13 protein-coding genes are annotated in these 12,050 nt (G+C 30.6%); 10 read left to right on the top strand and 3 right to left on the bottom strand.

The genetic code is table 11. From position 1 onward, the window contains the following. Positions 1–47 precede the first annotated feature (47 nt). Genes L8V82_RS06340 through L8V82_RS06330 form a run of 3 tightly spaced genes read left to right on the top strand, consistent with a single transcriptional unit; the run spans position 48 to position 2,334 of the window. Positions 48–1,622 carry an ABC-F family ATP-binding cassette domain-containing protein gene (locus L8V82_RS06340; RefSeq protein WP_047207957.1) on the top strand — a complete coding sequence of 525 codons (1,575 nt, stop codon included), beginning with the start codon at positions 48–50 and terminating at the stop codon, positions 1,620–1,622. Then, positions 1,619–1,951, top strand: a complete 333-nt coding sequence (locus L8V82_RS06335) for a hypothetical protein (protein WP_039617462.1) — start codon at positions 1,619–1,621, stop codon at positions 1,949–1,951. Before L8V82_RS06340 ends, L8V82_RS06335 begins: the two co-directional genes overlap by 4 nt. 50 nt (positions 1,952–2,001) lie before the next feature. Beyond that, entirely contained in the window at positions 2,002–2,334 is a 333-nt protein-coding gene (locus tag L8V82_RS06330; RefSeq protein WP_039617460.1) for a hypothetical protein, read from the top strand. 19 nt (positions 2,335–2,353) lie between these two features. Here L8V82_RS06330 and L8V82_RS06325 read toward each other — a convergent pair whose 3' ends face one another. Next, positions 2,354–2,935 carry an IMPACT family protein gene (locus tag L8V82_RS06325; RefSeq protein WP_263724386.1) on the bottom strand — a complete coding sequence of 194 codons (582 nt, stop codon included), beginning with the start codon at positions 2,933–2,935 and terminating at the stop codon, positions 2,354–2,356. A gap of 74 nt (positions 2,936–3,009) precedes the next feature. Here L8V82_RS06325 and galU point away from each other — a divergent pair, with 74 nt between their 5' ends. From galU to L8V82_RS06305, 4 genes are all read left to right on the top strand, one after another. Continuing rightward, on the top strand, positions 3,010–3,840 hold the full coding sequence (galU, locus tag L8V82_RS06320; protein WP_039625295.1) for a UTP--glucose-1-phosphate uridylyltransferase GalU: 831 nt from the start codon (positions 3,010–3,012) through the stop codon (positions 3,838–3,840). Next, positions 3,830–5,053 carry a glucose-6-phosphate isomerase gene (locus tag L8V82_RS06315; protein ID WP_263692529.1) on the top strand — a complete coding sequence of 408 codons (1,224 nt, stop codon included), beginning with the start codon at positions 3,830–3,832 and terminating at the stop codon, positions 5,051–5,053. Before galU ends, L8V82_RS06315 begins: the two co-directional genes overlap by 11 nt. A 128-nt stretch (positions 5,054–5,181) precedes the next feature. Continuing rightward, entirely contained in the window at positions 5,182–5,631 is a 450-nt protein-coding gene (locus L8V82_RS06310) for a Dps family protein (RefSeq protein WP_039617455.1), read from the top strand. Positions 5,632–5,640: 9 nt separating this feature from the next. Next, positions 5,641–6,522: an Mbeg1-like protein gene (locus tag L8V82_RS06305; protein WP_263724385.1), complete on the top strand. Its 882-nt coding sequence runs from the start codon at positions 5,641–5,643 to the stop codon at positions 6,520–6,522. Between the two features lie 10 nt (positions 6,523–6,532). On the opposite strand, the gene L8V82_RS06300 is transcribed toward L8V82_RS06305, so the two are convergent. Next, positions 6,533–7,696, bottom strand: coding sequence for a 2,3,4,5-tetrahydropyridine-2,6-carboxylate N-succinyltransferase (locus L8V82_RS06300; protein ID WP_263724384.1), 1,164 nt, complete (start codon positions 7,694–7,696; stop codon positions 6,533–6,535). Between the two features lie 10 nt (positions 7,697–7,706). Further along, on the bottom strand, positions 7,707–8,810 hold the full coding sequence (locus tag L8V82_RS06295; protein ID WP_263724383.1) for an Mrp/NBP35 family ATP-binding protein: 1,104 nt from the start codon (positions 8,808–8,810) through the stop codon (positions 7,707–7,709). Between the two features lie 107 nt (positions 8,811–8,917). Here L8V82_RS06295 and L8V82_RS06290 point away from each other — a divergent pair, with 107 nt between their 5' ends. From L8V82_RS06290 to L8V82_RS06280, 3 genes are read left to right on the top strand one after another with little or no spacing between them, the layout of a single operon-like run. Continuing rightward, complete coding sequence (locus tag L8V82_RS06290; RefSeq protein WP_263724382.1) at positions 8,918–10,033, top strand: bifunctional 2-C-methyl-D-erythritol 4-phosphate cytidylyltransferase/2-C-methyl-D-erythritol 2,4-cyclodiphosphate synthase; 1,116 nt, start codon at positions 8,918–8,920, stop codon at positions 10,031–10,033. Beyond that, positions 10,030–10,905: a hypothetical protein gene (locus L8V82_RS06285; protein WP_263724381.1), complete on the top strand. Its 876-nt coding sequence runs from the start codon at positions 10,030–10,032 to the stop codon at positions 10,903–10,905. The genes L8V82_RS06290 and L8V82_RS06285 overlap by 4 nt, the downstream gene beginning before the upstream one ends. Beyond that, positions 10,883–12,049, top strand: a complete 1,167-nt coding sequence (locus L8V82_RS06280; protein ID WP_263724380.1) for a sulfate adenylyltransferase — start codon at positions 10,883–10,885, stop codon at positions 12,047–12,049. The genes L8V82_RS06285 and L8V82_RS06280 overlap by 23 nt, the downstream gene beginning before the upstream one ends. The last annotated feature ends 1 nt before the right edge of the window (position 12,050 follow it).

Here is a 12,050-nt window from a genome sequence, read left to right as displayed (position 1 = left end):
AAACCTTTTTTTGTTAAAATTATAGCAAAAATATTTTAAGGATATTAATGGTAGAAGTAAAAAATCTCACTATGCGTTTTGCAAATCAACTTTTATTTGAAGATGTAAATTTAAAATTAAACCGTGGTGAAAGATATGGACTTATAGGCGCAAATGGCGCAGGAAAATCAACCTTTTTAAAAATTCTCTCAGGCGAAATAGAATCAAGCAGTGGAGAAATTTGTATAGATCCAAATTTAAAAATCGCTGTATTAGGACAAGATCAATTTGCTTTTGAAAACTACACTATCAAAGATGCGGTAATGTGTGCAAATAAAAGATTATACGATGCACTAAAAGAAAAAGAAAAACTTTATATGAGTGAAGAATTTACCGATGAAATCAACGATAGATTAAGCGAGCTTGAAATCATAACAGCAGAAGAAGATCCAAACTATGATTGTGAGCTTAGATGTGAAAAAATTCTTAGTTCTTTAAATATTAAAGATTTTAATGCTCTCATGAGTACTTTACAAAGTGCGGATAAATTTAAAGTTTTATTAGCACAAGTGTTATTTTTAGGTGCTGATGTGTTATTTTTAGATGAGCCTACAAATAACCTTGATTTAGAAGCTATTTCTTGGCTTGAAAATGAGCTTTTAAGACATGAGGGAACTTTAGTAGTAATTAGCCATGATAGACATTTTCTAAATAAAGTTTGTACAAGAATTTTAGATGTGGATTTTAAACAAATACGCGATTTTGCTGGAAATTATGATGATTGGTACATGGCTTCAACCTTACTTGCTAAACAAGCTGAACTCAAACGTGATAAAACCTTAAAAGAAAGAGAAGAATTAGAAAATTTCATACGTCGTTTTAGCGCTAATGCTTCAAAAGCTAAGCAAGCTACAAGTAGGGCTAAAGCTTTAGAAAAACTTGAACTTGAAGAGATTAAAACTTCAAGCAGGCGTGATCCTAGCATAGTTTTTAGAACAAATAGAGAAATAGGAAATGAAGTTTTAGAATTAAAAGGTATTAGCAAAGCTTATGATAAAACTTTATTTGAAAATTTAGAATTAAAATTAGAAAAAGGTGATAAAATAGCCTTAATTGGCGCAAATGGTGTTGGGAAAAGCACTTTGGCTAAAATCATCGCATCAAAATTAGAACCTGATAGTGGCCACATCCACCTTGGTGCTACCATAGAAATGGGATATTTTTCACAAGATACAACCAATTTAATTAATGAAGATTTGAAACTTTATGAATGGCTAATGAGTGAAAAATTCAAAGATTTGGATGAAATTCGCAAATGTCTTGGTAGAATGCTCTTTAGCGGAAGCGATCAAGAAAAAATGGCTTCTAGTTTAAGTGGAGGTGAAAAACACCGCTTAATGCTTTCAAAATTAATGTTAGAGCGTGGAAATTTCTTACTTTTAGATGAACCGGATAATCATTTAGATCTTGAAAGTATCATTGCATTAGGTGAAGCCTTGTATAATTTCAAAGGTTGTGTGATATGCATAAGCCACGATAGAGAGCTAATTAGCGCTTTTGCTAATCGTATATGGTTTTTAGAAGATGGAAAACTAACAGACTTTAAAGGAAGTTATGACGAATTTTTAGGAGGTTTAGAATGAATTCGTTTAAGATAAAATATGCAGCTGGTTTTGGACATTTTACTCAAAATCACAGAGGCTTTGGCCCAACTATTTATGTAGAAGAAAGTATTGATTTTCAAAGCGAAAAAGATTATTTTGACTATGTTGAATTTTATGAAAAATTCAGCAAAGAAGATGATACTTATTTTCACATTTCATTTTTAGAAGATCGCCCTTTAACTTCTCAAGAATTAGAAAGTAGAAATGCCTATAGAAAACTAAGAGATGAACGCTGTAATAAAGCTAGAGAAGAATTTATCAAAAACAATGAAATAGAAGCTGAATACTACCCAACTCATGGTGATTAAGGAATAATTTTTGCTTGTTTTTTCCTTGTAATATTTTGAAAGGAGAAAACATGCAAGTTAACCATGATAATTTATCGGTTAAAGAGTATGGATATGGTCAAAGTAGTGCCTATAAAAGCACTCAAGGAGCTAATGAAGACTTTATGTCTTTACTTAGTCAAAATAATAGTGAAAATTTAAACGAGCAAAGTATAAAACTTGATGAGCTTTTTTCAAAAGCTATGAGTCAAGATCAATTTAGCACAGGAATTTTTAGCTCAAATATGTCAAATATTTATAATTATCGTTTTAGAGGACAAAACGAAACTCCTATGCAAGCTAATATAGAAGAAAAACAAGAGCCACAAAAAGATATGGTAAAAGATCTTTTAAGTTCTTTATAAAAATGAAGTAAGCAAACGCTTACTTCCAAACAAGGCCGCTAAATTCGAACTCTTTTGCAAATTTTTTAAATTCCTCTTCTTCTTTTGCATTAACGCTTAAAATCAATTCAACATTTTCTTGAAATTTTTTTTCATAAGAAATGTTATTTTTATTCAAAAAATGCTCAAATCTTGCATAAAGATGAAAAGGAATGTTTAAACTTAAAATATTTTTAGCTTCAAATTCTAAAAGCGTTGCGTTTAAAATAGCTTCATTTGTAGCTTCACTATAAGCTCTTACAAGACCGCCTGTGCCAAGTTTAATCCCTCCAAAATAACGCACCACAATCACCGCACAATTAACAAGCAAAGCCCCTCTTAAGACATTCAAACAAGGCATTGCAGAAGTTCCTTTTGGCTCACCATCATCGCTTTTATCTTCTATGATTTGATCAAATTCATTTAAATACCGATAAGCATATACAAAATGCACGGCTTTTAAATGCTCATTTCTTAGCTTTTGCATTAAAGTTTGAAAATCTTCAAAAGGACATAAAAAAGACAAAAAAGTTGATTTTTTGATTTCTATTTTTGCTTGATAAATTTGATCAATGGTTTTCATTTTTTCCTTAAATTAGTTATAATATTTAAATAAAATTATAATCAAAACAACTTATAAAAATTTAAGGATAAACTATGCTTCAAACTTGTATTTTTCCTGCAGCAGGTTATGGTACTAGATTTTTACCTGCTACAAAAACCCTACCTAAAGAAATGCTACCAATTTTGACAAAACCTTTAATTCACTATGGTGTGGATGAAGCTTTAGAAGCTGGTATGGAAACTATGGGTTTTGTTACAGGGCGTGGAAAAAGAGCTTTGGAGGATTATTTTGATATTTCTTATGAACTTGAACACCAAATCGCAGGCACTAAAAAAGAATATCTTTTAAGTGAAATAAGAACACTCATAGATCGTTGTACTTTTACTTTTACAAGACAAAATGAAATGAGAGGCTTAGGAGATGCGGTTTTAAAAGCAAAGCCTTTAGTGCAAGATGAAGCTTTTGGGGTAATTTTAGCAGATGATTTATGCGTAAATGAAGATGGGGTAAATGTCCTAGCTCAAATGGTAAAAATTTATGAAAAATACCGCTGCTCTGTTATAGCCGTGATGGAGGTTGAAGCTGATCAAGTCTCAAACTATGGGGTTATAGCTGGAAATGCTGTGGAGGAGGATTTAATCATGGTAAATTCTATGATAGAAAAACCTGATCCAAAAGATGCTCCAAGTAACTTAGCTATCATAGGAAGATACATTTTAACGCCTGATATTTTTGGCATTTTAGAAAATACCAAAGCAGGTAAAAATGGAGAAATTCAACTAACCGATGCTTTACTTTCACAAGCAACCAATAATATGGTTTTAGCTTATAAATTTAAAGGAAAAAGATTTGATTGTGGAAGCGTAGAAGGCTTTGTGGAAGCGACAAATTATTTTTATGAGAAAAGTAAAAATGCTAAATAATACTTTATTTTTTAAAACCCAAGATTTTAAAAAAATCACCGCTTATGCAAATAGAATGAATGATGAGCTAGAAAGTGGCGATATAGGGTATTATCACTTAGTAGATACGAGCTTTGATTTAATTAAAGAAAGTAAAGAATTTATCGCTACTAAAACACATATAGAAAATATCGTTTTAGTAGGTATGGGTGGATCAAGTTGTGGGGTTAAAGCTTTAAAAGAGCTTTTATTTGATCAAGTAGAAGAAAAAAAACTTTTTATTATTGACAATACCTCCTCACATACTTTTACCCAAACTATGCAAAAAATAAATCCCCAAAAAACACTTTTCATTATAGCAAGTAAATCAGGTACAACTATAGAGGTGATTTCTTTATTTAAACTCATCATTGCTCATTTTGATTTTAAAAATGAAAATTTGCATGAAAATTTTGTATTTATTACAGATTTTGAATCAAAACTTCACAAACTAGGTGAAGAATTAAACATAAAATGCTTTTTTATACCTAAAAATGTCGGTGGTAGATTTAGTGTTTTATCTGCTATTGGTATTGTTCCTTTGAGCTTTTGTGGCTATGATACTAAAGCCTTATTAGAAGGTGCAAAAGCTTGTTATGTGGATTTTTTTGAGAAAAAATGTGATCAAATTTTGCAAAAGGCTTATCATTATTGCACGCATAAAAGTGCGCATATTAATGTGCTTTTTTCTTATGGAGATGCTTTTAAGGGCTTTAATGAATGGTATATTCAACTAATTGCCGAAAGTCTAGGTAAAAAACAAGGCTTTAAACGCATAGGTTTAACCCCTATTGCTTTAATTGGCGCTAGAGATCAGCATAGCTTTTTGCAACTTATCATGGATGGACCCAAAGATAAAACTGTTACTTTTTTAAAAATCAAAGATAGTCAAAAATCTCCTAGTATCCCAAATATAAGCTTTAATCATTTGCAAAATTGTGATTTTACTAATGAGGTTAATTTGCATGATCTTCTAAACGCGCAATGTGATGCAACCATGCATGCTTTGATTGCTGAAAATTTAAGTGTTGATGTCATAGAGCTTGAAAAATTAGACGCTTATCATTGTGGGTATTTGATGTATTATTATGAGTTATTTACTTCTGCATGTGGCATTATGCTTGGAATTAATACTTATGATCAACCTGGCGTAGAGGTAGGAAAATTAATACTCAAAAATATGTTAAGTAAATAAATTTGCTTTATTGTAAAAAAAGAGTATAATGAAAATATAATAATTACTAATATTAAAATTTATTAGATAATAATAATTATTATTTAAGAATTTTATGTTATAATTTTAAAAATAAAAAAGGAGATAACATGTCAGTAACAAAACAATTATTACAATTACAAGCGGATGCTCATAGTTTATGGATTAAATTTCATAATTATCATTGGAATGTAAAAGGTTTACAGTTTTTCTCAATTCATGAATATACAGAAAAAGCTTACGAAGAAATGGCAGAACTTTTTGATGATTGCGCTGAGAGAGCTTTACAACTAGGAGAAAAAGCTATCGTTTGCTCAAAAACATTACTAGAAAATGCAAAAGCACCTAAAGCTCAAAAAGATTGCTTTACTCCAGTAGAAGTTTTAGAGCTTATTAGAGAAGATTATAAATATCTTTTGGGTGAATTTAAAAAGCTAAATGAAGAAGCTGAAAAAGCAAGCGATACTACAACAGCAGCATTTGCTCAAGAAAATATTGCAAAGTATGAAAAAGTTCTTTGGATGCTTAATTCAACTATCCAAAATACTTGCTCTATGTAAGAATTTATAATGTTTTTTGACTTGCAAAGCTTTATTGCTTTAAGTCAAAAAACAAATTTAACTTCCCAAGAAAAACTACTCTTATTAAAACTCTATGCTCATTTTAAAAAAAATATCGATTTATTGCAAAAATTATATGATTATAGTTTGGTAGCTTATTGTGCTAATGTATATTTAAATCAAAGCTTGAAAAAAGAAGGTTTGCAAAAACACAAAGCCATTATAAAAGCTTTAACTAATCCTTTTTATAAAAAAGAAAAAATCCCCGTAGGTGGTTTAAACAATGCATTTTTAGCTTTAAAATTTATAAAAAATTATGAAATACTTGAGCACGTCAATGAAACACACCCTCAATCTAAAATGGGTTTTAGAGCTAGTTTTATTTATGATAAAAAAAGAAAAAACTATATTTTAGCCTTTGCAGGAAGTGATTTAAATCCTTTGTGTTTTGATTTTAAAGATCTTTATAGTGATTTTTTGATTTTACTTAACAAAACTCCAAAAGGCCAAATTCAATCCATGCAGTATTTTTACAATCAACTCAAACAAAAATACACCATTGATAAAAAGCTCATCATCATAGGGCATTCTTTAGGAGGATATCTAGCTCAAGCTTTTGCAAGAACCTTTTCTAGCGCAGCAAAAGAAGTCTATGCCTTTCAAGCACCTGGTTTAAACCAAAACTTTCAAAATCATTCTTATATAAATTTTCATATAAATACCACCCATAATTTAAATTTCAAAACTTACAAATGGTGGAATTTTAATTTTGTGCAAAAGCTTTATAAGAAAGATAGCAAGGAGATTTTACTACACACAGGAAGCATTAAACATCACCCTAGCGTGTGTATTTATAAGCTACATGAATTATTTAAAATTCTTAACCCATAAGGGCTAAGAATTAATGTAAATCTTCATTAAGTTTTACAGCCTTTTTATTAAAAGCTGCTATCATCACTCCACTTTGAGAATCTTGTCTAAAATGTAAGCCATTTAATCCTGCTAATTCTAAACCTTTATATATATCTTTATCAAATTTAAAATCAGGGTTGATTTTTTGAAGTTCTTCTTTATTTTTTAAAGCAAATTTAGTCCCTTCTAAAACAGCAATGCCTGCATCAACGATACAATTATCTCCTAAAGGAATCCCCGTAACTGAATTTGCGCCCAAAAGACAAGCTTTACCAATGCTAATAGCATTACCACTTGTACCACTTAAAACACCAAGTATAGAAGCACCGCCTCCTACATCGCTACCTTCGCCCACAACGGCTGAAGAACTAATGCGTCCTTCTACCATACAAGCTCCAGTTGTACCTGCATTAAAATTCACATAAGCAGCCCCTGGCATTATAGTAGTACCTGCAGCTAAAACCGCCCCCATTCTTACTTTAGAACTTTCTAAAATTCTAGTATTATCCTCAGGAATGATATGGGCTAAAAATCTTGGAAATTTATCTACATAATCAATCCTTGGATATCTTCCACTCATTTTTAAATCAATCTCATTTTCTCTTAAAAAGTCTAAATCAATAGGCTTATTATCACTCCATGCAACATTTGGTAAAATACCAAAAGCACCTGTTAAATTTAAGCTTCTTAAAGGTACTTTTTTATTGGAAAGCAAGTAAAGTTTTAAATATACACTTTCTAAACTTTTTGGCGCTTCATCTTCAAAAATACAAACAAAAGAAAAAGTATTTTCTCTAAAATTTTCCTTTGCTGCTTTGATTGCTTCTATATTTTTATGACCTTGCTCTTGCAAAAATGGCGCAAAGCATTCAAGTGCAAAATCCAAATCTTCTTTAATTAAAGTAGCCACAAACTCACTTTCATTAAAATCAACATCAACCCCTCTTCTAAAAAAAGCTTCAAACATAACAGCTGCAGCGGCATAATTTTGCTCAAAATTAATCACACCAAAATTAGCTTGAAGTTTTTTATTAGGATCAACTTGACTTAGATCAAGTCTTGCTATAGCAAAAGCTTTAGGCTTTTTATAATTAATCCTTTGTTCGATTTGCTTGATTAAATTTAAAAATTCTTCTTTACTTTCTATTGGCATATTTTCCTCCTTATTGCGAGCACGCGCTTTTGCCATTCATTATAGGTTGAATAGCTGAATTATCTACTTTACCTTCTTGATTAACTTTTTCTATAAATTCCCAAATTTTTTCAGCAGCTTGCAAATATCTTTTTGAACTTACACTCTCAGGCATATAAAAACTTACAGGCTTACCGCTATCTCCACCTTCTCTTACACTCATTTCGATAGGAATTTGAGCTAAAACTTCGCATTTATAAGCTTTTGCCATTTCTTCTGTAGTGCCTTTACCAAAGATATCATATTCTTTACCATTATCAGGGCATAAAAAGCCACTCATATTTTCTATAATACCCGCAACAGGAATGTGTAATTTTTCAAACATATCTAGCGCTCTTTTGCTATCATCTAAAGATACTACTTGAGGAGTACTTACACACACACCTGCACTCACTGGTACGCTTTGAGCTAGGGTAATTTGTGCATCACCCGTTCCTGGAGGCATATCAAGCAATAATACATCAAGTTCAGGCCAAAGCACATCAGCTAAAAGTTGCTCAATTGCCTTCATGATCATAGAGCCACGCCACATCAAACCTTTTCCTTCTTCTATTAGCACACCCATACTCATCATATAAACCCCATGAGATAAAATAGGACGAATTTTTTGACCTACAATTTCGGGTTTGCTTTTACTCTCGCCAAGCATTCTTGGTATATTTGGTCCATAAATATCAGCGTCTAAAAGCCCTACTCTTTTGCCCATTTTAGCTAAAGAAATCGCTAAATTTAAAGTTGTAGTACTTTTACCTACTCCACCTTTACCACTTGAAATCATAAGGAAATTTTTAATTTGTGGAGCGATATTTTTACCACTTCTTGAATTGCTTTTTTCTTCAGGAATTTTTGGTTGAATGATTTCTAAATTAAGCTCTAAATTCAAATCTTTTAAAGCGTTTGCAATATTTAGTCTAAGCTCTTGTGCAATTTGAGCATTAGCTGAAACGATTTCAACCACTATATGAGCTTGATTTTCATTTGCTTCAATTTTTTTTACAAAACCAAAACTAACTATATCTTTTTTAAAGCCTGGATATATAACTTGTTTTAGTCTTTCTTCGATTTTTTCCTTCAATTTTTCTCCTTGTTATTTAAAATGATTAATTCTACTAACATAAATATAAATTTTGGCTTTTATGGTGTATAATATCGTAACATTAATAAGAAATTAAGGTGTAACAAATGTTAGATATTTCCTTGATTATGCTATCTGCGGGAGAATCATCAAGATTTAATGCTCCGGTAAAAAAGCAGTTTTTACGACTAGGCGAACAACCTTTATGGCTTTATGCTACTAAAAATTTAAGTTCTTTTTATCCTTTTAAACAAATAGTTGTTACTTCTGGTAATATTTCTTATATGAAAAAATTTGCCCCTGAATATAAATTTATCCAAGGTGGTACAACTAGAGCACAATCTTTACTCAATGCTTTAAGTATGGTTGAGAGTGAATATGTTTTAGTCAGTGATGTTGCAAGGGTTTTGATTTCTAAAAACCTTTTTAATAATATCATAGAAAACCATGACAAAGCTGATTGTATTACACCTGTTTTAAAAGTAAGTGATACTACAATTTATGCTCAAAAAGCTATCGATAGAGATAAAATCAAACTCATACAAACCCCTCAACTTTCACGCACGAGTATGCTAAAAAAAGCTTTAGAGCAAAGCTCAAATTTCACTGATGATAGTACAGCTATACAAGCTATTGGTGGTAAAATTTGGTATGTGCAAGGTGATGAGTTAGCTAAAAAAATTACCTTTAAAGAAGATTTAAAAAGCTTAAATTTACCAAAACCATCTTGGGATATTTTTAATGGAAATGGCTTTGATGTGCATGAATTTGGAGAGCAAAGAGCCTTGCTTTTGGGTGGAGTAAAAGTGCATGAAAATATGGGTTTAAAAGCTCATTCTGATGGAGACGTGCTAGCTCATGCGCTAATTGATGCGCTTTTGGGTGCAGCAGGGCTTGGAGATATTGGCGAACTTTTCCCAGATAATGATATGCAGTATAAAAACGCCGATTCTATGCTTTTATTGCAAAATGCTTATACTTTGGTGCAAAACTATGGTTTTGAGCTTGTAAATGCTGATATTACTATCATAGCCCAAACACCTAAGATGAAAGATTTTAAAGAAGCTATTGCTTTTAATATCGCTAAAACATTAAAAACTACGCCTAATAAAATCAATATCAAAGCTACCACCACAGAACATCTAGGATTTGTAGGAAGAAAAGAAGGCATTGCGGTTTTAGCAAGTGTAAATTTAAAATATTTTGATTGGATGAAATTATGAAAGTTTTAATAGTAGAAAATGAATTCTATTTAGCTCAAAGTATAGGCTCAAAGCTTAATTCTATAGGTTATGATTGTGATATTATCGCAAATGTTAATGAACTTGCTCATCATGATTATGAAATCATTTTACTTTCTACTAGTATGGCTAATTTTGAACATATTATAGAAATTTTTAAGCATAAAATCATTATTTTACTTATATCTTACATAAGCTCAGATACTGTTTTAGCACCATTAAAAGCTGGCGCGAGTGATTATATACAAAAGCCTTTCATGATAGAAGAATTAATGCGTAAAATAAAGCATTTTCAAGAATTTAAAAAAATAAGTATTTTAAATCATACTTATCAATCTTACTTAAAACATAAATTTGAGACAGCAAAATTACCAACTTTTGATTATAAAAAATTCAAACTACCTTTGATTTTAAAAACCAACAATCAAATTTTTGCCGATCATTTTGTGTTTAATTATACTAATGAGCATAATATCGCAAATATTTATATAGATCTTTCACACCAACAAAATTTAGATAAGATTTTTAAGGATAATTCTTTATATTATTTAGTCAATTTTCAAACCTTAAAACCTTTAGAAAAAGAGAAAGTGTTAAATCTTGCTTTAAAAAAAGCTGTTATTATACATACAAGTACGAATATTGAACATAGTGAATTTCAAATTTTAGAACTAAATGAAGATGAAAAAAGCTTTGAAAGCAATGGGATTTTAACTATTGATGATTATGTTAAGCATATTATCATTAGTTATCAAAATGTCTTTCCTGATACAGATTTATCTAAAAAGTTAGGAATTTCAAGAAAGTCCTTATGGGAAAAAAGGAAAAAATATGGCATTACAAAGAAAAAATAGCATTATAATCTCAGAAGAAGAATACGAGGTTTTATGCTTTATCAAAGAAGGAATTTTTGGTTCTTTTACTAAGTTGATGAACCAAAAAGAAAGAGATGAAGTTCTAGCTACTGGAATGATCCATAATCAAAAAATTCCTTACACTCTAACCTTTGCACCCGCTAGCACAAAAGAAAATAATACAATCTTAGAAAATGCAAAAGTTGGCGATAAATTAGATTTTATCTGCAATGATAAAACCATAGGACATATCATCTTAGAAAGTAAATTTGAAAATGATAAAAACAGCAATGATATTTTTAGACCCAATGCTTGTTTAATTGATGATTTTGGGAAAACTTGCATTAGTGGTGAATTTGAAATTTATCATAACCATATCAAAGCTATTAAAGAAGATTTTGAAAAAATCAAAAAAAGACTCAATCCTTCCAATATTACTGCCATTGTTTCAAGTTTTGATCCTTTTCACAGAGCACATGAGAGAATTTTAAGATGGGCTATAGAGCAATCTGATCTAGTGATTATTTTCCTTATAGAATCTTATGAAAGCAACGGTTTGAGCTTAAAACTTAAAAAGCGTTGTTTTGATGTTTTTGCACAAAATTACTTACCATCTTCTAGGGTTTTACTCATACCTTTACATAATATCAAAATTTTTGCCTCGCATTTAAATCCGGTGCTTGAGTGTGCTTTGGCTAAAAGTTTTGACTGTAATAAACTTTTTGTAGGACAAAATCACGCAGGGCTTGGAATGTATTTTAACCAAAACAGAGCCTTTACTGTGCTTGATGATTTTGCAAAAGATTATAATATAGAAGTAACCATACTTCCTGAATTTGTATTTTGTGATGAGTGCAAAATGATAGTAAGCACTAAATCATGCCCGCATGGAGCTCATCATCATATGAAATATCATGGCGATTCTTTAAAAAATTTACTCAGACTTGGTATCATTCCACCAGCAGTTTTTATAAGAAGAGAAATTTCAGCTTTGATTTTATCTGAGCTTTTTCCAAATCGCTTTCATAATAAACAAAATATCTATAGCAATCTTTTCCCTACGCATGGTATTTTAGAATATCGAAGCGATAAAGAATTTTATGAGCAACTTATAAAACTTCATCAAATGTCATATATGGTGTAAT

It is taken from the genome of Campylobacter sp. IFREMER_LSEM_CL2151, from assembly GCF_025771725.1.
GTDB classification, from domain to species: domain Bacteria; phylum Campylobacterota; class Campylobacteria; order Campylobacterales; family Campylobacteraceae; genus Campylobacter_D; species Campylobacter_D lari_C.
Note: the sequence above shows the minus strand (reverse complement) of the source record. Positions and strands in the feature narration are given on the sequence as shown.